This is a genomic window from Halomonas sp. BN3-1, assembly GCF_003056325.1.
GTDB lineage: Bacteria > Pseudomonadota > Gammaproteobacteria > Pseudomonadales > Halomonadaceae > Halomonas > Halomonas litopenaei.
On sequence record NZ_PYVV01000009.1, the window covers coordinates 173,746 to 196,318 of the forward strand.

Annotated in this window: 20 protein-coding genes and 1 tRNA gene; 15 read left to right on the forward strand and 6 right to left on the reverse strand. The window is 59.5% G+C overall.

The window, feature by feature from the left end; all coding sequences use genetic code 11:
• Positions 1–14 precede the first annotated feature (14 nt).
• The 4 genes from C9F12_RS13940 to C9F12_RS13960 form a co-directional block, all read right to left on the reverse strand.
• Positions 15–1,463 carry a helix-turn-helix domain-containing protein gene (locus C9F12_RS13940; protein ID WP_162816479.1) on the reverse strand — a complete coding sequence of 483 codons (1,449 nt, stop codon included), beginning with the start codon at positions 1,461–1,463 and terminating at the stop codon, positions 15–17.
• A gap of 1,001 nt (positions 1,464–2,464) precedes the next feature.
• Complete coding sequence (locus C9F12_RS13945) at positions 2,465–3,142, reverse strand: phage antirepressor KilAC domain-containing protein (RefSeq protein WP_108449253.1); 678 nt, start codon at positions 3,140–3,142, stop codon at positions 2,465–2,467.
• A gap of 254 nt (positions 3,143–3,396) precedes the next feature.
• A complete protein-coding gene (locus tag C9F12_RS13955) occupies positions 3,397–3,618 on the reverse strand; it encodes a hypothetical protein (RefSeq protein ID WP_108449255.1) in 222 nt (73 codons plus the stop codon).
• Positions 3,615–4,388 carry a KilA-N domain-containing protein gene (locus tag C9F12_RS13960; protein ID WP_114447130.1) on the reverse strand — a complete coding sequence of 258 codons (774 nt, stop codon included), beginning with the start codon at positions 4,386–4,388 and terminating at the stop codon, positions 3,615–3,617. The genes C9F12_RS13955 and C9F12_RS13960 overlap by 4 nt, the downstream gene beginning before the upstream one ends.
• 347 nt (positions 4,389–4,735) lie before the next feature.
• Here C9F12_RS13960 and C9F12_RS13965 point away from each other — a divergent pair, with 347 nt between their 5' ends.
• The 3 genes from C9F12_RS13965 to C9F12_RS22585 all read left to right on the forward strand — a co-directional run bounded on the left by C9F12_RS13965 (position 4,736) and on the right by C9F12_RS22585 (position 7,150).
• Positions 4,736–5,368 carry a recombinase family protein gene (locus C9F12_RS13965; protein ID WP_240184255.1) on the forward strand — a complete coding sequence of 211 codons (633 nt, stop codon included), beginning with the start codon at positions 4,736–4,738 and terminating at the stop codon, positions 5,366–5,368.
• A gap of 258 nt (positions 5,369–5,626) precedes the next feature.
• Positions 5,627–6,667 (forward strand): polymorphic toxin type 44 domain-containing protein, encoded by a 1,041-nt coding sequence (locus C9F12_RS13975; RefSeq protein WP_240184256.1) that lies wholly within the window; start codon positions 5,627–5,629, stop codon positions 6,665–6,667.
• Between the two features lie 3 nt (positions 6,668–6,670).
• Positions 6,671–7,150 (forward strand): hypothetical protein, encoded by a 480-nt coding sequence (locus C9F12_RS22585; RefSeq protein WP_162816480.1) that lies wholly within the window; start codon positions 6,671–6,673, stop codon positions 7,148–7,150.
• A 904-nt stretch (positions 7,151–8,054) separates the two neighbouring features.
• Here the strand turns inward: C9F12_RS22585 and C9F12_RS13980 are convergent.
• Together C9F12_RS13980 and ispB are read right to left on the reverse strand one after the other, a co-directional pair.
• Positions 8,055–8,131 (reverse strand) — tRNA-Pro (locus C9F12_RS13980).
• Between the two features lie 129 nt (positions 8,132–8,260).
• Positions 8,261–9,259 (reverse strand): octaprenyl diphosphate synthase, encoded by a 999-nt coding sequence (gene ispB / locus C9F12_RS13985; RefSeq protein ID WP_045994438.1) that lies wholly within the window; start codon positions 9,257–9,259, stop codon positions 8,261–8,263.
• Positions 9,260–9,546: 287 nt separating this feature from the next.
• Here ispB and rplU point away from each other — a divergent pair, with 287 nt between their 5' ends.
• The 12 genes from rplU to ispH all read left to right on the forward strand — a co-directional run bounded on the left by rplU (position 9,547) and on the right by ispH (position 22,299).
• Positions 9,547–9,858: a 50S ribosomal protein L21 gene (gene rplU, locus C9F12_RS13990; protein WP_045994439.1), complete on the forward strand. Its 312-nt coding sequence runs from the start codon at positions 9,547–9,549 to the stop codon at positions 9,856–9,858.
• A 62-nt stretch (positions 9,859–9,920) separates the two neighbouring features.
• Entirely contained in the window at positions 9,921–10,178 is a 258-nt protein-coding gene (rpmA, locus tag C9F12_RS13995; protein WP_045994440.1) for a 50S ribosomal protein L27, read from the forward strand.
• 123 nt (positions 10,179–10,301) lie between these two features.
• The gene (gene cgtA, locus C9F12_RS14000) at positions 10,302–11,489 is read left to right on the forward strand and encodes an Obg family GTPase CgtA (RefSeq protein ID WP_108133520.1); all 1,188 of its coding nucleotides are present in this window, start codon (positions 10,302–10,304) and stop codon (positions 11,487–11,489) included.
• Positions 11,490–11,548: 59 nt separating this feature from the next.
• Positions 11,549–12,691, forward strand: a complete 1,143-nt coding sequence (proB, locus tag C9F12_RS14005; RefSeq protein ID WP_108133521.1) for a glutamate 5-kinase — start codon at positions 11,549–11,551, stop codon at positions 12,689–12,691.
• 207 nt (positions 12,692–12,898) lie between these two features.
• Positions 12,899–13,672: an SDR family NAD(P)-dependent oxidoreductase gene (locus tag C9F12_RS14010; protein WP_108449256.1), complete on the forward strand. Its 774-nt coding sequence runs from the start codon at positions 12,899–12,901 to the stop codon at positions 13,670–13,672.
• 344 nt (positions 13,673–14,016) lie between these two features.
• A complete protein-coding gene (rpsT, locus tag C9F12_RS14015) occupies positions 14,017–14,283 on the forward strand; it encodes a 30S ribosomal protein S20 (protein WP_045994444.1) in 267 nt (88 codons plus the stop codon).
• Positions 14,284–14,628: 345 nt separating this feature from the next.
• Positions 14,629–16,152 carry a murein biosynthesis integral membrane protein MurJ gene (murJ, locus tag C9F12_RS14020; protein ID WP_108449285.1) on the forward strand — a complete coding sequence of 508 codons (1,524 nt, stop codon included), beginning with the start codon at positions 14,629–14,631 and terminating at the stop codon, positions 16,150–16,152.
• Positions 16,153–16,269: 117 nt separating this feature from the next.
• A complete protein-coding gene (gene ribF, locus C9F12_RS14025; RefSeq protein ID WP_108449257.1) occupies positions 16,270–17,322 on the forward strand; it encodes a bifunctional riboflavin kinase/FAD synthetase in 1,053 nt (350 codons plus the stop codon).
• Between the two features lie 10 nt (positions 17,323–17,332).
• Positions 17,333–20,179: an isoleucine--tRNA ligase gene (gene ileS / locus C9F12_RS14030; RefSeq protein WP_205254697.1), complete on the forward strand. Its 2,847-nt coding sequence runs from the start codon at positions 17,333–17,335 to the stop codon at positions 20,177–20,179.
• A 37-nt stretch (positions 20,180–20,216) separates the two neighbouring features.
• Positions 20,217–20,723 (forward strand): signal peptidase II, encoded by a 507-nt coding sequence (gene lspA, locus C9F12_RS14035; RefSeq protein WP_231498700.1) that lies wholly within the window; start codon positions 20,217–20,219, stop codon positions 20,721–20,723.
• A gap of 62 nt (positions 20,724–20,785) precedes the next feature.
• On the forward strand, positions 20,786–21,232 hold the full coding sequence (gene fkpB, locus C9F12_RS14040) for an FKBP-type peptidyl-prolyl cis-trans isomerase (protein ID WP_045994447.1): 447 nt from the start codon (positions 20,786–20,788) through the stop codon (positions 21,230–21,232).
• Between the two features lie 113 nt (positions 21,233–21,345).
• Positions 21,346–22,299 carry a 4-hydroxy-3-methylbut-2-enyl diphosphate reductase gene (gene ispH, locus C9F12_RS14045; protein WP_185696479.1) on the forward strand — a complete coding sequence of 318 codons (954 nt, stop codon included), beginning with the start codon at positions 21,346–21,348 and terminating at the stop codon, positions 22,297–22,299.
• The last annotated feature ends 274 nt before the right edge of the window (positions 22,300–22,573 follow it).

Genomic DNA, 22,573 nt, shown 5'->3' on the forward strand with positions numbered 1-22,573 from the left:
CTCTGGCGGCTGTCTTAGGCTGCTGTGGGTAAGTCTTCCTTCTTCATCCAGTTGTAGATTGTCTGTCTTGTTACACCCAGAAGTGAAGCCACTTCGGATACACTATAACCATCCTTCAACATCACCAGTGCTTTCCTCTTTTTCTCTGATCTGCTCAAAGATGATGCACTTTGTGGAGTGGGTACCATCAGGGAAGTATCAATGTGGCACGCAATTTTTAATGCTTCTTGTATCTCCAATGCCGCACCCTCACATGGCACAATATGTGTTGTAGGCGACTCTTGTAACTCATAGTTCCTGATATCCGTTCTTGCGATATGTTGCACCATGGCTTCAATGTATCGCTCATATCTGATGCATTTCTCTCCCTCTACCACATCCACTTTCATCAGTTCCAGCATCCTACGGTTCATCCTTCCCTGTAGTGGATCTGGATTACCATGGATGAAATTAACTGTTGTAGAGTGCGATGAATACCCATTCAATCCCCTAGCATCGAAGGGAGTAATTTCGACATTGCTGTACCTGTCGAAAGGGAATGTCTTGGCCCAGTCGTAAATCTGGACTAGTGCAGGACGCCCATTGAGCGAGTCCAACGCATTTCCGAGAACACTCCAGCCGATACAGCTTTCATCAAAAGTATCTGACCTCGTACCATCCTTGCGTGTAAGTAGTATGGTCTTGCTAATCCTCTCACCACTGAATAGTGGTATGATCGTAGGAGCCATGCTGTAACTCTTAGACTCCGGCTGATACCGGGATTCCTCAATTGTGAAGCCCTTCGAGATCACGAATCGATAAAATAGAGTCTTCTCAATGGCGTTGCCAAGAACATGAAACTCATTTGAACTTTCAATGATTTCTGAGAAGTCGTGATAGGCAGACTTCATGATGATGTATTCTTTATCCTTCTTCTCAAGAGTGATTTCAGCAGTCGGATCAATCAGACCACCAAACATAACAATGCTGGGGTATATTTTGGCCCTATGTGCTTGAGGGTAACGCTCTCTTATCTCATGTTCCATACCCTCCATCATAGTAACAGTGCCATCCTCGTGGACTTGAACTCTTGAGTCGAAGAGATCACCAAAGGTGCTGAATCCAATAGCGGCACTCTGGCAGTTGTTAATGTTTGGTACTTCGTCTATGACGACACACCAGCCCTGTAGCCTTGCGGCATCAATGCTAAGTAAAGCTGTATGGGTAATAATAACCACACACCCGTAGTCTATTTCTTGAAGCGCTTTTTCGATACTGTCTTTCACGTTTCCTAAAGTTATACTCTCGCTATTGAGTATCGTGGTGGCGATCCCTGATGACACGAGCCTATCTTTGATGTCATTACCTAGCTTGATCGTGGGTGCTGCAAGAAGAACCCTATCGTGCCTCTTTACCCCATCGATGAAGTGTTGCGTCTTTCCCGCCCCTGGAAGGGCGTTTGCGATATGCACTGCGTTGTTCATTGTTTCTCTTTCCTCATGTTGTTTAAGCCATAGGCTCTCCATCATCATCGAGTGATGAGGTTGTTTGGCGATTCGTTGATGTGTAAAAAAATCCTTAGAGTGTTTAAGGAAAATTTGACACTTTATATATTTGATAAAGTAGTCCCTTCTACCATATCCATTCCATCCAAAGAAGAGGGGCTTTAGGATGGATTGAAGCCAAGCCCCTCCTGTAAGCCATCTGCTGTAACACAAATGACTAGATGCCCTAGAGAAGGTAATAGAAAATTTCAGGGTCTTCTATCAGAGCCTTTTTCGGATTCAGCGACCAAGCACATCCATTCAATCAAGTCTTGGACGACTGAATCTCAGACACACGTCTTCCTTCCACTAGTGCTGGAATCGAGTTGTGGTCCTGCTCTGAAGTGTCTAGCAGACGCTAGAGTTATCAGTCAATGTCGACATTTCTCGGAATGCGAACATTGCAGCGTGCATAGTATCAAGTACGTGAACTCGATCCATGTCATCTGGGCTATCGAAGTTGGTTGAACTTGTGATGAGTTCAATGGAGCTTTGAAGATCATAGCTTATGTGATCAATATTGAAGCCAAGCTCTTCAGTTCGAATGATTGTACTATTCTCTTTGTTATGGGTGCGGACTTCATGTCCTTTATTTTCTTGCACTAATGTTCCTTCTGTTAGATTGAATTCCGTTTCCCCACAGGTATACGTCAGGCCAATTTTTGGAGCCTGGAGGTGCCGCAAGATGTGGGGGTGTCCATCAGAGACACGAAGCTAGACCCTAGGAGTTGAGAGGGTGCTTCGTTGGTAGTGATCCGACGTGTTGGGCATTATGCCGAATTGCCAGACCCAGCTTCAACAATATATAAGATGAATTTGTTTTGGGTGTGGTAAGGCCATGCCTCGGGAGTAAGTGGGAGTGGCAGAGAAGCCAGTAACCATGCACCATTCCGCATAGTATGCATACTGGATACCATAGAAGATTGAAGTCTTTGGAAGGTCTACGAGGCTGGGATTCCTGACTGGCAAGGTGAGATGGTGACCCCTGTCTTCACTTCAAAACGCTCTGCATCAAGATGTACCTTGTACGGCACTCGTTTGCCACGACTCTTGTACATCACGCTCTTGGCATCAAGGAACTCGCCGAAGTCACTTTCCTTCGCCTTCAGGAGCCTTGCTACGTCCCTGAAACCTAGACACCCCTCCCCGTGGTAGACGTAGTTCTCCACAAAGCTGACGGCGGGAGCTGCTACTTCAAGAGCCTTTGCCTTCTCTTGGGCTTCCTTCTCTGCCCGTAGCTGCCCTTCCTTGGCATCGGCCCATGCCCTGGCAGCGGCAATGGGATCGGTAAAGTCTGGTAGCGCAATGGCCTTAGCCTGCTGTTCCAGTTCCTGCCAGCGGTCCACGAGACGGGCAGTGAACTCAGGGCAGAGCTGGGCGACGACCACGTAGCTATCGCGGCGGCCTTGCTCACCTTGGAAGATGTAGACCTTGGTGGTGTAGGGTCGGTTGTTGCCCTTGGTTTCTTGCACGTCCCCCATTGGGGGACGTGCGATAACCCCACGTTCTGAAAGGCGTTCGGTGGACTGCTTCACCTTGTCGTGGCGGGACTCGACCAAGTCGGCGATCTCCAGGCTGGACATGGTGAGGTTTGTTTCAAAGTTTACTACTGCGTTCAAATAGAGCCTCCTGATCTAGCATTTTTAATGCAATACATGTAACAGACATTATGAAGCTCAGTAAGCTGTGATGAAATTTTCGCGTAATCATCACTCCCTGTTTGTTTCCACATCTCCATAGTTATCTCTGAGTAGAGAAACGCAATATCTGCGATCATCTTCATTTTTAACAGAATATCTTCAGTCTGTTCAAAACGACCCTCAAGGTCGGCAATCATTTGTTTATATAGCTCAAAATTGAAATCCACTTTTCCTCAACCCTCTCCGAAACCAACACTCATACAGCGCTTGCTCTTGATACTCTTCTGCAATACCTCGTCCAGCATGGCCTCTAGCATCCGTGGCTCGATGCGGTTCGTGCACTGGACGTACAGCAGGGCATCGTGAAGCTTCTCTACAGCCCATCCCTCGATCTTCTTCCAGTTCTCAGGGTCATCCTGACGCTTCGGGACTGGAAACCTGACGATATTGGTCATGCCGCTACCTGCACGTTCATCTGCTCAAACACTTCATCCAGAAGCTCAATCGGGTAGATGTTCACTGCGGTATTCCGTGTCACACCTTCACCATCAACAAAGGTCTTGTGCTGCTGATCAAGCTCGATCCCTCTTTCCCGTGCCAGCTTCGTTGCCCGTCTCCCCAGCACCGACCGTTCACCACGAGACGGGTAGTGGTTATCCCGAGACACGTAAGTCGCCACGGTGACGAAGCTCACGAGAGGACGCATTTGGTCGTTCTCAGCCTGAAGCTGTCGATTCATCTCCATCAGGTTCTGGTTCTGCTTCAACTGGTCCAGAAGCTGCTCTACGGCCTTGATATGGGTATCCGGCAGGGCCAGGGTAGCGGAGCGGTCAGGCTCGACTACGTGCAGCTTGGCAGCACCCGTCAGGATGTCCTCGATCATGGCGTCACAGGCTACCGCGAATCGCACGTCCAGCCAGCGGGCGAAGAAGACGGCCAGCTTGGGATGCGCCCAGGTGCCTCCTGTTGCCCTTCCTCGCGTCGAGTCGGTAAGAATCCGGCGGGCTGCGTCGATCTCTTCAGAGCGGTTGCTAAAATCATTGGAATCCCAATGATTTGAAATTGTGCCAGCCAATTCAACGACATACTGACGTGTCGAGAGGTTCGACCAGAAATTGATCAGTTGCTTCCCAAACTCCTTCGCCGCCTTCGTCATGTTGAAGTAGCCGTCCTCACGGAAGGTGAAGGTCTTGCCGTTCCAGTCTTTCTTGATAATGCTGCTCAAATGTCTTCCCTCAAAATTCAATCCATGGATTCCCGACGCAGATCACGTTGGGGATCTTCATTTCGTGCCACAGCCTGACCATGCAAGGCCGATCATCAACAACGCCTTTCACGTTGTAGGTGGGTTCTACGTATCGAAGGAAAGAAGGGTCTAGGATATTTCAAGCAGGGGGTGGGTGATGCTCGACCTAGTTCATTCATGCATAACGCACGTACTCACGATTTGCTGTGATTAATAGGGTATACCTGAGAGAGTACGGACTAGAGAGGCCTGTAATCGTATTCATAAATACTGATTTACAACCCAAACGAGCACGGCAATAATGAACACATCCTAATGAACATGGAGTGTTCAAAGTGACTTTCATCCGCGCTTATCTTCGAGCTTCTACCGATGACCAAAACGCCAGTCGTGCCCGTGAAGCTCTTGAAGCCTTCTGCGATGCCAAGGGTGTAAGGGTCGCTTCTTGGTACATCGAGAATGCCAGTGGCACCAAGGCTGACCGCACCGAGCTGGTACGACTGATTGACGATGCCCAGTCGGGGGATGTTCTTCTCATTGAGCAGGTTGACCGCCTGACACGTCTCACCAAAGGAGACTGGGAGAAGTTGAAGGGTGCTATTCAAGGTGCAGGACTTCGTGTGGTAGCGCTTGACCTGCCCACAAGCCACACTGCCATGACGATCAGCGCCAGCGATGGCTTCACGGCACGAATGCTGGATGCGGTAAACGCTATGCTTCTTGATATGCTGGCTGCTGTCGCTCGCAAGGACTACGACGACAGGCGTAGGCGACAGGCTGAAGGGATAGAGAAGGCCAAGGAGAAGGGAGCCTACAGGGGCCGTCCTGTGAACGAGGCGTTGCACCAGAGGATCAGAGAGTTAAGAGAGAAGGGCTTCAGTATCAGGAAGACGGCTGAGCTTGCGGGATGTGGGGTCTCGACCGTTCAGCGAGCCTTAACTTCAGTCGTAAAAATGTAGGGTTCGTGTATAAGCTATCGCGGAAATATATGTAAGAGATCTCTTGTTTCTCTTGGTGTCTGAAGTTTTTTGTTATGGCATAGGAACGAGGTCTAAGCTGTCCTGTAAGGCGGTACTATATCTTCCTCATAGTCGGAGAATGGGGAATGGTGCTGCATGTTCAATCTAGGGGATGGAGCAATTTTTGTTGGAGACTACAGTTCGCATGGTGGAAGAGTGGTCTCCGGTCAGGCGAATTATATAGTTAACGGAAAGTAAGTGGCTGTGGTAGGTGACTTGGTCGCGTGCCCGGTCAAGGGGCATGGTGTCTGCCCTATTGTCGAGGGGCATCCTACCATCACGGTCAATGGAAAATCCGTTGCTTTTGATGGCTGTCACACGGCCTGTGGGGCGACCCTGATCTCTTCCATGAATAGCGTGCATGCACTTGGGGATGAGCGTCAGCCTTCCGCACAGGCCTACTACGACACAGCGGTGTCACGACCACGACAGTATCCTGGTGCTGGAATCCGGCAGTCCTTCACCAATACGGAACCGGCTGAGGCTCCCTGTAAACATCCTGACCAAGCACTGGACCTGGCGGCATTTATCGTGGATGAGATTCAGAGGAATGTCGTGTCTCGGCCAGGCCGGATGATGTCACTCTGGAACGGGCAGAGTAGCGAGCTTTCCATTGATATATTCACGCAAGAGATGGACAGCATGGGTGGCGAGTACCCAACGCTGGCGAATATCCGCAACTTCTTGATGCCGAAGGCTCCTAGCAGGACATTTGCTCTTGCCCTGTGGACGTTGATGGTGAGGGAAAATGGGCCGTGGGATCATAAAGCGGAAATAAGTAGGGATGTCAATGGTTATTTCGCATCACTCGGCAAGTCCTCCTATCGATATCATCACAAATACGGCGAGTACGAGTACTACTACGATATATGGGCGAATATTCACTACGGATATGTCAGCCTGTACTGTGGCTTTTCTGAAGGACTGATGTTGGATGGTGCAGGGCTTGAGCAGATTGGCTCCGACACTCTGCATGATGACCAGGAAGTCACGTCTAGATCGGAGATTCCTAGCGGGTTGCCTTGGCCTTTGCCTGATTGGCTTAGCCCGCGTACCTATGACGATGTGACAGATAATCTCTCAGTACGCCTGGGGTTCGAGCTATACCACGAATACCCTGACCCTTCAGCGCTTACTGCTGATATCGTGATGCAAAAAATAGCCTCAGCGCCTTACCCAATCAGGCAAGGATCAAAAGTACGTCATGACTGTGCATTAGCCAGAAGCCGGAGAATATAAACAGTGAAGAAGAGAGTCATTGGGGGTGTTGTCCTGCTGCTTGTTAGTAGCCTGTTGGTATATCTATGGCCAAGACAACCTCCCGATGACGTCTTGGATAGGATGCAGGAGATACTTGGTAAGCTTGAAGAGATGTATGATGGTGAGCCAATTTCTATATGGTCGTATTACGCGGAACCTGACGGCCTTAATAGTGAAAGGGTTAAATGGATTCGGAGAGAAATGCGGAAATCATGGCTTGATAGCGTATCATTAAGTTGCCGTAGAAATAGTTGCTTATCCGTCAACTACATTGGCAATGGGTTTGTTAGTTTTGGGGATTCAAGGTATTACAAACATGTTCCTGACGACCTGCTTTACCTAATCGAAGAAACAATAGTAGATAGCGTCGAGAAAGCCATAGAAGAAAACACTGATGTCCATTACGCCTTCTGCGAGAGAACCGAAGTCGAACACTGGTTCTACTGTGAGAACAATCATTGAATGAAATGACAAGAAAAGGAAGCACCAGATATATTGACAGCACTCACCTACGACATCGAGGACATGCTTTCTCTTCAAAAGAGGCTGGGAAAGCGGAAGACTCATAGGGTCAAGTATCACAAACAAGGAATACAGGGAGATGCACAAGGGGCTTCTAAGCCCGGAAGAAGAGCTGTAAGCCTCGAAGATGATCTGGATGGTATCTTGGTGGTAACATCCTTTGAAGAGCTGGGCTAAATTAACGTCGCATTACTTAAAGAGGACAGCTCTAAGAAGCGCTATTGTATGCTATGGGATAGTATGTGGCTATGCGGTAGCATTTATCATTGGTATGTCAGTCATGACGTTAAATGCGGAAATCACCAGAAAAAATAAACCAATTTACTTTGCCACCTTCTCTTAAAAGAGGGTGGGGGCCCCAAAAGCTCAAAACGTCCCAGTGTTCTTAGACAGGCCCCCACCGGCTCCCGTACCCCCTGCTTGAAATATCCCAACTCTCTTCACTGTGGGCCTGTCTCTGGCTTCCTGTGATCCCTCGTAAGCGCTCCTATTCTCAAGCCAAGCCTTGGCCCTGTCGGTTCTCTAGCGGTCTTCAGATAGCCTTGTAGGCGGCTCTTGGGCAGGGCAGAGGAGACTTGTTGGATGGTGAGGCGTGACCAATCGTTTTGGCACGGAAAATCTGACAGCGTGACGATGTGCGTGGGCGGCAAGCGGTAAGTCACTTGCACATGCACTGGGTCGAACGTGGGTCTTTTCGTAGTGAGGAGCCGGGAAGGGTGGGGTATCATCCGGTCACGAGGTTGTGCGTGCTGACACCTAATTGACACCTAGAAGAGATTGGGGCATCAGAAACGAAAAAGGCTCCTGCGTGAATGTTCGCAAGAGCCTGATTCTACTAAATTCTTGGTCGGAGTAGCAGGATTCGAACCTACGACCTCTGCCTCCCGAAGGCAGCGCTCTACCAAGCTGAGCTATACTCCGATGTTTGAGGTGTGTCCCTCAACGGATGCGTAGTATACGGATCCGTGTGGATGATGCAACCCTCGCGAGCCCGAGTCAGCCACTTTTTTCCAGCTTCCCCGTCACTTGAGGGCACTTGCCCGGTGATTTTCAGGTCTTGCGTTCCACCGCCAGGCGGGCCAGTTCGGCCATGCTGTCGCGGTAGGGCGAGGGCGGCAGATGGTCGAGTTCGGCCAGGGCCTTGGCGGCCATCTCTTCGGCCTTCTGACGGGTGTAGTCCAGTGCGCCGGTGGACTTGACGATGGCCAGCACCTCGTCGAGGTGGTCGAGTCCGCCCTTGCGGATGGCGCGACGCACCAGGCGGGTCTGGTCGGGGGTGCCGGCGGCCATGGCCTGGATCAGCGGCAGGGTGGGCTTGCCTTCGGCCAGGTCGTCGCCGACGTTCTTGCCCATGGCCTTGGCGTCGCCCTCGTAGTCGAGCAGGTCGTCGACCAGCTGGAACGCCAGACCCAGGTAGCGTCCGTACAGCGCCAGCGCCTGTTCCTGGCGTTCGTCGGCGCCGGCCAGGATGGCGCCGCTGTGGGAGGCGGCCTCGAACAGCATCGCGGTCTTGCCGAGGATGGTGTCGAAGTAGGCGGCCTCGTCGGTGTCGGGATTGCCCACATTGGTCAGCTGCTGAACCTCGCCCTCGGCGATGGTGCAGGTGGCGGCGGACAGCACCTCCATGATGCGCATGGAGCCGACCTCGACCATCATCTGAAACGAGCGCGAATACAGAAAGTCGCCGACCAGCACCGAGGGCGCGTTGCCCCAGGCGTCATTGGCGGTGGCCTTGCCGCGACGCATGTGCGACTCGTCGACCACGTCGTCATGCAACAGCGTCGAGGTGTGCATGAACTCGATCAGCGTCGCCAGGGTGATGTGGCGATCGCCCTGATACTCCAGCGCGCGTGCCGCCAGCAGCACCAGCAGGGGGCGCAGACGCTTGCCGCCGCTTTCGATGATGTACTGGCCGATGGTCTCTACCAGCGGGATGCGCGAGGCGAGCTGGTCGAGGATGGTCTGGTTGACGGCGGCGAAGTCGTCGGCGACCACCGCGTGAATCGGCGAAGGAGCTGCTGATGGTGACGGGGTGGCGTTGACTGACATGAAGGCGGCTTCGACTGGAGGTGAGGGAGGCCGTGGGCCTTGGGTTGCCGGTCATGCTATGGGCCGCCCATGGGGGCGTCAAGACGATTAGCGCCCGGCGGCGGCCTCGCGCGGGGTTTTTTCCGGTCTCGCCACTTGACGCTGGTTGTCGGGTTGTGCCCACGCGAGGGTGTCGCTATAATACGCGGCCCACTCATCCATGCTCCCTGTCAGATGGCTGCCAAAAGGGGCGCCACTCGAAGCAGGTCGATCAAGAGCCAACCCCGATGAGTTTCTGGAGAAACAGCATGTACGCAGTGATCAAGAGCGGTGGCAAGCAGTACCGCGTTCAGGAAGGCCAGACTCTCAAGCTCGAGAAACTGGAAATCCCCACCGGCGATACCGTCGAGTTCGACGAGGTTCTGCTGGTCGGTAACGATGACGACGTCACCGTTGGTGCCCCGCTGGTCGAGGGTGCCAAGGTCAGCGCCGAAATCGTCGCCCACGGCCGTGGCGAGAAGGTGACTATCATCAAGTTCCGTCGCCGCAAGCACAGCATGAAGCGTCAGGGCCACCGTCAGTGGTTCACCGAAGTTAAAATCACCGGAATTTCTGCCTAAATACGCCTCGCCCCCGGGCGAAGGCGTAGCGGACTATTCCCTCAACGAGCGAGGACTTTGCAATGGCTCATAAGAAGGCAGCCGGCTCCACACGTAACGGTCGCGACAGTGAAAGCAAACGCCTTGGCGTCAAGCTGTTCGGCGGCCAGGCCGTGACCCCGGGTAACATCATCGTGCGTCAGCGTGGCACCCGTTTCCACGCCGGCACCGGTGTTGGCATTGGCAAGGACCACACCCTGTTCGCTCTGGACGAAGGCGTGGTCAAGTTCGAGACCAAGGGTCCGAAGAACCGTAAGTTCGTCAGCGTCGTCTCTGCCTGAGACCGCCCGAACGCCATGGGCCGCCGGCGAGCGTGACTCGCTTGCCGACAGGCCCCGGAAGGCCCCGCCAAGCGCGGGGCCTTCTTGTATCATGGTGGAAAGCATCCGCCAGGAGAGTGATAGATGCAGTTCGTCGACGAAGCCTCGATCATCGTGGAGGCAGGCAACGGAGGTAACGGTTGCCTGAGCTTCCGGCGCGAGAAGTACGTGCCCAAGGGCGGCCCGGATGGCGGCGATGGCGGCCATGGTGGCAGCGTCTACCTGATTGGTGACGATGCCCTCAATACGCTGATCGATTTCAAGTATCAGCGCTTCTACAAGGCGCAGAACGGCCAGCCCGGCCAGGGTCGCCAGATGAGCGGCCGCGCTGGCGAGGATCTCCACGTCAAGGTGCCCGTGGGTACCACGGTGATCGACGAGGATACCCTCGAGGTGATCGCCGACGTGACCGAGATCGGCCAGGTGGTGCAGGTGGCCCAGGGCGGCCGCCGTGGGCTCGGCAACATTCACTTCAAGTCCTCCACCAATCGGGCACCACGGCGTACCACGCCGGGCACCGAAGGTGAGCGGCGCAACCTGCGCCTGGAGATGAAGGTGATGGCCGATGTCGGTCTGCTGGGGCTGCCCAACGCCGGCAAGTCGACGCTGATCCGCTCGGTGTCGGCGGCCAAGCCCAAGGTGGCCAACTACCCCTTCACCACCCTGGTGCCGAACCTGGGGGTGGTAAAGCTCGGCATGCACGAGCACTTCGTCATGGCCGACGTGCCGGGGCTGATCGAGGGTGCTTCCGACGGTGCCGGCCTGGGGCTGCGCTTTCTCAAGCACCTGACGCGTACCCGCCTGCTGTTCCACGTAGTGGATGTGGCTCCGTTCGATGAGTCCGATCCAGTGGAAGCCGCCGAGGCGATCATCCATGAGCTGGGCGAGTTCTCGCCGACCCTGGCCGAGCGCCCGCGCTGGCTGGTGCTCAACAAGCTCGACCTGCTGCCCGAGGACGAGCGCGAGGCTGCCGCCGACGAGATCGTGCGTCGACTCGGCTGGGAAGGCCCGGTCTTTCGTATCTCGGCGATCTCCAACGTCGGCACCGAGGCACTGGTGCAGGCGGCCCATCGCTGGCTGACCGAGCAGCGCACCCTCGAGAACGAGGATGAAGAGGCCATGGAGCGCGAGCAGGAGATGCGCCGGCGCATGGAAGATGAGGCGGTGGCCAGGACAGAGGCGCGCCTGGGTCGTCGTCGCAAGCGTGACGAAGACGACGATGACGATCTCGATGACGACGACTACGACGTCGAGGTCGAATACGTTCAATAGCGGTCGTCAGGGGAGTCGACAGCCTCCCCGTTCGGCCAGAGCAGCGGGGCGAGAAAAGGATGCACAGCGGAGAGCGGGTCCCGGGGCGTGACGCCCTGTCCAGCGCGCGGCGGGTGGTGGTGAAGATTGGCAGCGCCCTGTTGACCAACGACGGGCGTGGCCTCGATGACCCCGCCATCGGTGGCTGGGTGGATCAGATCGCCGCCCTGGCGAGTCGCGGCATCGAAGTGGTGCTGGTGTCTTCCGGGGCCGTGGCGGCAGGCATGGTGCGTCTCGGCTGGCGGGCTCGCCCGTCATCGGTGCGAGAGCTCCAGGCCGCTGCGGCGGTGGGGCAGAACGTGCTGACCGAAACCTACGAGAATCACTTCGGGCGCCATGGCCTGGTGACCGCGCAGATTCTGCTGACCCACGACGATCTGTCCAATCGCAAGCGTTACCTCAACGCGCGCTCGGCGCTGAGCACGCTGGTGGACCTCAAGGTGGTGCCGGTGATCAATGAAAACGACACCGTGGTCACCGACGAGATCCGCTTTGGCGACAACGATACCCTTGGCGCCCTGGTGGCCAACCTGCTCGAGGCCGATGCGCTGGTCATCCTGACCGATCAGGAGGGCTTGTTCGACGCCGACCCGCGCCACGACCCCAGCGCCCGGCTGATCGAGGAGGGGCGCGCCGACGATGCTCGTCTGGCGGCGGTGGCCGGCGGCGGCGGCGCCCTGGGGCGCGGTGGCATGACCACCAAGGTGCGCGCGGCGCGCCTGGCCGCGCGCAGCGGGGCGGTCACGGTGATCGCCAGCGGTCGCCAGCCCCGGGTACTGGAGCGGCTGGCCGATGGCGAGCGGCTGGGCACCCTGTTGACCCCGGACCGGGCCCCCATCGCTGCGCGCAAGCGCTGGCTCGCCGGCCAGCTGCAGGTGCGTGGCACCCTGACCCTGGATGCCGGCGCGGTACGGGTGCTGCGCGGCAGTGGCTCGTCGCTGTTGCCGGTGGGGGTCAAGGCCTCCTCGGGTGACTTCGCGCGCGGCGATATGGTTCTGTGCGTCGATGAACAGGGCGAGCGGATCGCCAAGGGGCTGGTCAATTACAACGCCGAGGACGCGCGCAAGATTCTCGGCCAGCCCAGCGGGCGCATCTGTGAGTTACTCGGCTATATGGAAGCGCCGGAGCTGATTCACCGCGACAATCTTGTGGTGCTGGCTTGACCCTGGGCGGTAGCGCGCCTCTTGTTGCTGCTGGCACCTCTCTTTAGGGATATGGTTCCCGTCTTTTCTCCGTGCTCTTATGCGCCGCCGACAGCAGCCGCTGTCGGCGGCGCATGCGCGACATCTGTCCTGTTGCGTGAGCCTTGAAGCTGAAGCGTGCCCTGGTGCGTGGTCTCAGCGGTCTTTGGAGAAGAGGGAGCGTTGTCGATGAAGTCTATTCTGGTAACGGGTGCTGGTTCCGGCGTCGGCTTTGAGGTCGTCAAACTGTTTTTGGAGAAGGGCTTCAAGGTCGGTGGCCTGGATATCAACGTCAAGGCGCTGAACGAGCTGCAGGCGCAAGGGCAGGCGAACCTGTTTGCCTACAAGTGCGATGTCTCCTGTCGTGCCGGTGTGCATGACGCCATCGAGCAGTTCGCCACCGTCTGCGGTGGAGTGATCGATGTCGTCCACTCCAATGCCGGGATTCAGGCGAGTGGCCTGTTCAAGGACGTCGAGCTCGAAAAGTACGAGATGATGAACCTGATCAATGCCATGGGCACGATCTACATCATCAAGGAGGCGCTGCCCTACGTGATGGCGTCCGAGGCAGGCGCCATCCTGCTGACGTCGTCGGCGTCGGCGATCACCGGGCTGCCGATGTTCAGCGTGTACGGTGCGACCAAGTCGTTCGTGACGTCGCTGGGCGAGTCGCTGAGTATCGAGCTGGAGTCCGATGGCATCTATGTAGGGATCATCGAACCCGGTCTGATCAATACACCGATGAACTCCAACAACCCTGACTCCATGGTGTGCACGGAGCAGGAGATTACTCTGGGCCCGAAGGAAGTGGCGGAGGCCGCCTACCAGGCGATCAGCACTCGCCGTCAGCTCTACTGGCACGTGGGCGAAGAGGCTCATGATCTGGCGGAGGCGATCCAGGGGCTGCGGCTGCAGGAGCGTCAGCGCTTCGTCAAGCAGATGATCCAGTCGAAGCTGAAGTGATTCGAGCGGTGATGGCGGCGGCGACGTCTGCGGTGACCTGAGGCGCCCGTGGCGTCGTGACAAGTGGCGCGATGACCGGTGCGCTGGCCGCCGCTGGCCGGGCACAGGGTCGGTGGAGTGAGCCAGGCGCGCCAGGCCGTAAAAGGCTGGCGCGCAGTACCTTGACATGATAGGATGCGCCATCCTCTCAGACACGGCCCGTAACGATTGCCTCGCGACAGTGCTTGCGATGGCGGTCGGCCAGATGGCCAGGCCGACGGGGATTTTTTTATTTCCCTGTTGGATCAATACGTTATCAAGTCATCGTGCGACGGTGACGACAACTTTCTCCAAGGAGACAGTCAGTGGCTAACAGCAAGCAAGCCCGTAAGCGCGCCCGTCAGGCAGAATCTCGTCGTGTCCTGAAGGCAGGCCAGCGCAGCATGGTCCGCACTTACGTCAAGCGCGTGATCAAGGCGATCAACAGCGGCGACCACGCTCAGGCAATGGACGCCTTCAAGGCGGCGCAGCCGGTCATCGACCGCATCGCCGACAAGGACACCCTGTCCAAGAAGAAGGCCGCTCGCATCAAGAGCCGTCTGAACAAGCGCATCAAGGCGCTGGCTGCGTAAGCCGGTCCCGCGCTTTCGGCGTGACGCGGATGCGTCCGTGTCGCGCACGCGAAAAACCGGCTACGGCCGGTTTTTTTGTGCCTGCCAATTGATGACCCGCGGCGCCCCGGTGCCCCTTCGTCGCCCTTCTCCGGGCGATGGCGAGCCACAGGGCGGGGACTGTCAGCGTGGCAAGAAGGCCGGACAAACGAGCCGGGAATTGAGCAGGGAACCCGCAAGCAAGGAATCAGTGACGTGACCGACGAGCGTCGACAGCAGGCCTCGGATGAGGACATTGATCAGGCCCTGGAGCAGGGGGCAGGCACCTCGGTGGGGGGCGCCAAGGCGCCCGTGCGCCGAGGCCTGATGCGCTCTGGGCTGGTGGTCAGCAGCATGACCATGCTGTCCCGGGTGCTGGGGCTGGTGCGCGACGTGGTGATCGCCACCCTGCTGGGTGCAGGACAGGGCGCCGACGCCTTCTTCGTGGCCTTCAAGATCCCCAACTTCATGCGTCGGCTGTTCGCCGAGGGCGCCTTCAATCAGGCCTTCGTGCCGGTGCTGTCGGAGTACTCGACCACCCGCACCCGCGAAGAGATACGCGAACTGCTCAATGCGGTGTGCGGTAGCCTGGCGGCGGTGCTGGCGCTGATCACCGCCCTGGCCATCGTCGCCGCGCCCTGGTTGACTTGGGTGTTTGCTCCTGGCTTTGCGCGAGATCCCGACAAGCTCGCGCTGACCACCGACATGCTTCGGCTGACGTTCCCGTATCTGCTGTTGATCTCGCTGACCGCCTTCGCCGGCAGCGTGCTCAATACCTGGAATCGCTTCGCGGTACCGGCCTTCACCCCGGTGCTGCTGAACCTGTCGCTGATCGGTGCGGCGCTGGTGCTGACGCCGATGATGAGCGAGCCGGCCATGGCGTTGGCCTGGGGCGTGCTGATCGCCGGCGCCGCGCAGCTGCTGTTTCAGGTGCCCTTTCTGGTGAGGCTCGGGCTGATGCCCCGGCCCTGGCCCAACTTCGCCCACGAGGGCGTGCGGCGCATCCTTCGACTGATGGCGCCGGCGTTGTTCGGAGTCTCGGTGTCGCAGATCAATCTGCTGCTGGATACCATCCTGGCCTCGCTGCTGGCGGCGGGCAGCGTGTCCTGGCTCTACTATTCCGACCGCCTGGTGGAGCTGCCACTGGGGGTGTTCGGCGTGGCCATCGGTACGGTGATCCTGCCGGCGCTGTCGCGGCGCCACGCCGAGGCGTCCACCGAGCACTTCAGCCAGATGCTGGACTGGGCGCTGCGAGCGGTGCTGCTGCTGGGGCTGCCAGCGGCGCTGGCGCTGGCGCTGCTGGCCGAGCCGCTGTTGATCACGCTGTTCCACTACGGCGCCATGACCGACAACGATATCGTGATGGCGGCAATGAGCCTGCGTGCCTATGCCCTCGGCCTGGTCGCCTTCATGCTGATCAAGGTGCTGGCGCCGGGTTTCTTTGCCCGCCAGGACACCAAGACGCCGGTCAAGGTCGGTATCATCGCGATGGTCGCCAATATGGTGTTCAACCTGATCCTGATCTGGCCACTGGCCCACGCCGGGCTGGCGTTGGCCACCGCACTGTCGGCCTTCCTCAATGCCGGGATGCTGGCCTGGCTGCTGCGCAGGCAGGGCGTGCTGCGCTTCCAGCCCGGCTGGGGGCGCTTTGCTGTGCAGCTTGGAGGCGGCTGTGTGGCCATGGGCCTGGTGCTTGTGTTGCTTGCGCCGGAGTGGCACCAGTGGCTCGGCTGGGGGCTCATGCCTCGGGCACTTTGGATGGCAGCACTAGTGGCGGCCGGCGGGCTTGCGTACTTCGCCTGGCTGGGGCTGACAGGAGTCAGAGTCCGCCAGTTCCGGCTCAAGGGTTAGGGCTGGGTTTGCGAGGGCACCGGCGCTGCCCACCCAGACGCCTTCAGACGGTGGGAAGACGCGGCGCCCCGCACTTCGCTATAATCGACTCCCTTTAGGTTCGGTGTGACCCGACTCATGGAAGTAATTCGAGGCCTGCACAATCTGCGCGAGGAGCACCGTGGCACGGTGGCGACCATCGGCAACTTCGATGGGGTGCACCTGGGCCATCGGGCGATCCTTGAGCAGTGCCACGCCGAGGCGGCGCGCAGCGGACTGCCGGTGACCGTGGTGGTGTTCGAACCCCAGCCGCGCGAGTACTTTGCCGGCGACCAGGCGCCACCGCGCCTGACGCGGTTGCGCGACAAGGTCGGCCTGCTCAAGGAGTGCGGCGTCGATCGGGTGCTGTGTCTGCCGTTCAATGAATCGCTGCGCCAGCTGACGGCGGCAGAATTCATCGAACGGGTGTTGCTGGAAGGGCTCGGCGTACGCCATCTGGTGGTGGGCGACGACTTCCGCTTCGGCTGCGATCGTCGCGGTGATTTTGCGCTGCTGACCGAAGCCGGCCGCAGCAGTGGTTTCAGCGTCGAACACACCCTGACCTTTCGCATCGACGATGACCGGGTGTCGAGCACACGGGTGCGCACCCTGCTGGCCTGTGGCAACTTCGAGGCGGCGGCGCGCCTGCTGGGCCGGCCTTACCGCGTCAGCGGCCGGGTGGTGCGTGACCAGCAGCGCGGGCGCACCATCGGTGTGCCCACCGCCAACCTGCCGCTGCTGCCGGGTCCGCTGGTGCTGCGCGGTGTCTATGCGGCGACGGTGGAGATCCACGGCGGCAGCGATGGCGAGGCGTCCCAGCGTCATCCCGCGGTGGTCAACATCGGCTGGCGGCCCACGGTAGGGTCGCCGCGTCCGGTGCTGGAGGCGCATCTGCTGGACATGCAGGCGGATCTGTATGGCAAACGCCTGACGGTAGTGCCCTGCGCCAAGCTGCGCGGTGAAGAGACCTTCGCGGACTTCGCCGCGCTGAAGACCCAGATATATGCCGACATCGACCGGGCGCGAGCAGTGTTTGCCCGGGACCCTGACGGCCCACGACCTTATCCTCTGGCATCGGCGCCACGTGCGCGCGAGGCCGCAACCCAGGATTCCCCGGCGGGGCAGGCCCCCGCCGATCATGACGACGGCTGACCCCAGGACTATGAGCGACTACAAGCACACTCTGAATCTGCCAGAAACCGAATTCCCCATGCGCGGCATGCTCCCCAAGCGCGAGCCGGCGCGGGTCGAGCAGTGGCAGAAGCTGGACATTTACCAGCGCTTGCGCGAAGCACGCCAGGGCCAGGAGGTCTTCGTGCTGCACGATGGCCCTCCCTACGCCAACGGCAGCATTCACATCGGTCACGCCGTCAACAAGATCCTCAAGGACATCATCGTCAAGTCGAAGAACCTGGCGGGCTTCGATGCACCCTACGTGCCGGGCTGGGACTGCCACGGGCTGCCCATCGAGCACAAGGTGGAGACCACTCATGGCAAGCACCTGGAGCCTGAAAAGGCCCGGGCGCTGTGTCGCGAGTACGCCGACGAGCAGGTCAAGGGCCAGCTTCAGGACTTCGTGCGTCTGGGCGTGGTCGGCGACTGGGACAATCCCTACCGCTCCATGGAGTACGCCAACGAGGGCGGCGAGATCCGCGCCCTGGCCGACATGGTCAAGGGCGGCTACGTGTTCAAGGGACTCAAGCCGGTCAACTGGTGCTTCGACTGTGGTTCGGCCCTGGCCGAGGCCGAGGTCGAGTACGCCGACAAGAAGTCCGACGCCATCGATGTAGCCTTCACCTGCGCAGACGACGCCAAGCTGGCCGCCGCCTTCGGGCTGGACAGCCTGCCCAAGCCCGCGGCGGTGGTCATCTGGACCACCACCCCCTGGACCATCCCGGCCAACCAGGCGCTGAATGTCCATCCGGAGTTCAACTATGCCCTGGTCGACACCGGCGAGCGGCTGTTGCTGCTGGCCGAGGAACTGGTCGAGAGCTGCCTCGAGCGCTTCGGCCTGAGCGGTGAGGTCATCGCCACGGCGCGTGGCGAACGGCTGGAGCTGATCGAGTTCCATCATCCGCTGTATGAGCGTACCGCGCCGATGTATCTCGCCGACTACGTGACCAGCGACGAGGGCAGCACCGGCATCGTCCACTCGGCGCCGGTTCATGGCGTCGATGACTTCGACTCCTGCCGTCGCTACGGCATGGACTTCAGCGACTTCATCAGCGTGGTCAAGGGCGACGGCGTCTACGTCGACGACCTGCCGCTGTTCGGTGGCATGCTGATCTGGAAGGCCAACCCCAAGATCGTCGAAGCACTGTCCGAGGCCGGCGCGCTGATGGCTCACAAGACCATCACCCACAGCTACATGCACTGCTGGCGTCACAAGACCCCGGTGATCTACCGGGCCACCGCCCAGTGGTTCGTCGGCATGGACATCCCTGGCCATGACGGTCGCACCCTGCGCGAAAGTGCGCTCGAAGGGATCGAGGCGACCGAGTTCACTCCGGGCTGGGGCAAGGCGCGGCTGCACAGCATGATCGCCAACCGCCCGGACTGGTGCATCTCGCGTCAGCGCAACTGGGGCGTGCCGATCCCGTTCTTCCTGCACAAGGAAAGCGGCGAGCTGCACCCGCAGACCGTGGAGCTGACCGAGAAGGTCGCCGACCTGGTCGACCGTGACGGCATCGACGCCTGGTTCCGCCTGGACCCGGCCGAGCTTCTGGGCGAAGAGGCCAGTCAGTACGACAAGGTCACGGATACTCTGGACGTGTGGTTCGACTCCGGCACCACCCACCGCCACGTGCTGCGCGGCTCGCACCCCCACGGCCATCAGAGCGGCCCGCGTGCCGATCTGTACCTGGAGGGCTCGGACCAGCACCGCGGCTGGTTCCACTCGTCGCTGCTGACCGGCTGCGCCATCGACGGTCACCCGCCGTACCGGGGCCTGTTGACCCACGGCTTCACCGTCGACGCCCAGGGCCGCAAGATGTCCAAGTCCATGGGCAACGTGGTGGCCCCGCAGGAGGTAATGGACAAGCTCGGCGCCGATATCCTGCGTCTATGGGTGGCCTCCACCGACTATTCCGGCGAGATGGCGGTGTCCGACGAGATCCTCAAGCGCACCGCCGACGTTTACCGGCGTATCCGCAACACCGCGCGCTTCCTGCTGGCGAACCTCAACGGCTTCGACCCCGAGCGTGACGCCCTGGCCTTCGACGACATGCTGGCGCTGGACCAGTGGGTGGTGGACCGTGCCGCGCAGCTTCAGGCACGCATCGAGACGGCCTACGACGAGTACCGCTTCCTCGACGTCTACCAGCAGGTGCACGGCTTCTGCGCGCGGGAACTGGGTGGCTTCTACCTGGACGTGATCAAGGATCGCCAGTACACCACCCAGTCCGACTCCCAGGCTCGTCGCAGCGCCCAGACCGCGCTCTATCACGTGGTCCAGGCGCTGGTGCGCTGGATCGCACCGATCCTGTCGTTCACCGCCGAGGAGATCTTCGAGAACATCCCCGGCGAGAAAGGCCTGGCCGAAGGCCGCAGCGTGCTACTGGAGACCTACTACACTGGCCTGTCCACCCTCAGCGACGACGCCAGCATGGGCCGTGACTTCTGGGAGCGGGTGCTGACGGTCAAGCAGGCGGTCAACAAGTGCCTAGAAGACGCCCGCAACGCCAAGACCATCAAGGGCAGCCTGGCCGCCGAGGTGACCCTGCACGTCAGCGACGAGCTTGACGAACTGCTCTCGCGCCTGGGCGACGAGCTGCGCTTCGTGATGCTGACCAGCGAGGTCCACCTGGCGCCGCTCGACCAAGGAGGCGATGCCGCCGAGACCGACGTCGAAGGGCTCAAGGTGGCGGTGCGCGCCAGCGACAACGCCAAGTGCGAGCGCTGCTGGCACCATCGCCCCGAGGTGGGCTCACTGCCCGAGCACCCGGACCTGTGTTCGCGCTGCGTCAGCAACCTGCCAGACGGTCCGGGCGAGGTGCGTCACTATGCCTGACGCCACGGATTCCACGACCAAGGAGGGTGACGGGCACATGAGTTCACAGGTGGAACCGATGCGCCAGCCGCTGCGCTGGTGGTGGCTGGCGCTGGCCTGGGTCGTGCTCGATCTGGGCACCAAGGCACTGATGAGCCAGACGCTGACCTACGCCACGCCGGTGGAGGTGCTGCCGTTCTTCAATCTGACGCTTCTGCACAATACCGGGGCGGCCTTCAGTTTCCTGGCCGATCACCCCGGTTGGCAGCGCTGGCTGTTCGCCGCCATCGCGGTGGCGGCCACCGTCGGCCTGACGATCTGGATGCGTCGCCTGCGGCGTGACGAAAAGCTGCTGGGGGCGTGTCTCGCGCTGATCATCGGCGGCGCCCTGGGCAACCTCTATGACCGCCTGGTGCACGGCTACGTGGTGGACTTTCTGTCCTTTCACGCGGCGGGCTGGTACTACCCGGCGTTCAACGTGGCGGATATCGGCATTACCCTGGGCGCCATCGGCCTGATCTGGGAGTCGATCTTCGGCGAGCGCCGCCGCGCCCGGCGCGGCTAATTATCTGTTGCCGGCAGCGACGTATCGGTCCCTGCCGGTCCGTCACTCTTTCGGAGATCCCAATGAGCGACTACCGTATCGACGAGGGCATGGAAGTCACCCTTCACTTCACCCTCAAGCTGGAAGATGGCACCGTGGTGGACTCCACCCGGGACAAGGCCCCGGCGACCTTTCAACTGGGCGATGGCAACCTGCCGCCCGGGTTCGAGCAGCCGTTGAAGGGTATGACCGACGGCGATAGCGGCAGCTTCGAGGTCAGTCCCGAGCACGCCTTCGGTCAGCACAACCCGCAGAACATCCAGCGCATGAAGCGTGAGGTGTTCAACGGCGACGAGCCCGAGGTCGGCACCGTGATGTCCTTTGCCGACGCCAACGGCGACGAATTGCCCGGGGTGGTCACCGAGATCGACGGCGACATGGTGGAGGTGGATTTCAATCATCCGCTGGCCGGGCGCACCCTGACCTTTGAGGTCGAGGTACTGGGCGTCAAGCCCGCCACCACCCACTAGGCGATTCACGTCTCCCGGTGTGCCGGTAAGGCGCAGTACGTGACAACCACGCAATGACCACGCGAATCATCCGCTCAACCAGGTGCCAAGACGGCACCGAGGCAAGGCAAACCATGCAAATCAAGCTGGCCAACCCGCGCGGCTTCTGCGCCGGCGTCGACCGGGCCATCGACATCGTCAACAGCGCGCTGGACGTGTTCGGGCCGCCCATTTACGTGCGTCACGAGGTGGTCCACAACCGCTTCGTGGTGGATAGCCTGCGCGAGCGTGGGGCGATCTTCGTCGAGGAACTCCACGAGGTTCCCGATGACGTCATCGTGATCTTCTCTGCCCACGGGGTGTCCCGGGCGGTGCAGGAGGAGGCCGAGCGGCGCGGGCTCAAGGTCTTCGACGCCACCTGCCCGCTGGTGACCAAGGTGCATATGGAAGTGCTGCGCTACGCTCGCCGTGGCCAGGAGTGCATCCTGATCGGCCATGAAGGGCATCCCGAGGTCGAAGGCACCATGGGGCGTTACGACACCTCCCACGGCGGCCAGATCTACCTGGTCGAGGACGAAAAGGACGTGGCCCGTCTGGAGGTCAAGGACCCCAGTCGGCTGGCTTTTGTCACCCAGACCACCTTGTCCATGGACGATACCGCTCGGGTGATCGATGCCCTGCGCGCCACCTTCCCCGACATCCAGGGGCCGCGCAAGGACGATATCTGCTACGCCACCCAGAACCGCCAGGACGCGGTGCGCGAACTGGCGGCGGGCTCCGATCTGGTACTGGTAGTGGGAAGCCCCAACAGCTCCAACTCCAATCGCCTGCGCGAGCTGTCCGAGCGAGTGGGCACCCCGGCCTACCTGATCGACAGTGCCGAGCAGATCGATCCGGCTTGGCTTGCGAATATCGGTGCAGTCGGCGTGACCGCCGGGGCCAGCGCCCCGGAGGTACTGGTCAAGGGGGTCATCGACCGCCTGACCGAGCTGGGCGCCGAGGCCCCCGAGGAACTGGCCGGCCGAGAGGAAACCATCACCTTCTCGATGCCGCGTGAACTGCGCGAGCGGGTCATCGTCAGCGACTGATGCCACCAGAGGATTGCCGTGAAGGCATTCCACCGTTCGTTTTTCCAGTGCAGCATCTCGACGCCGCCCCCAAGGGCGGCGTCCTTGTTTTCAGGCGTAGGAGAAAGCCTCAAGTCTGTGCTTAAGCGTGGTGTCGCGACACAACCTTGATCCAGCGCCTGCCGCCCATCGCGGACGTGCGACATACTCGAAGGGAAAACGAGCCGGAGAAGCCCGATGCAGGGAATACGAAAAACGCGAGGCTCAATTTACGCAGAGACGCGCTGGGATGAGC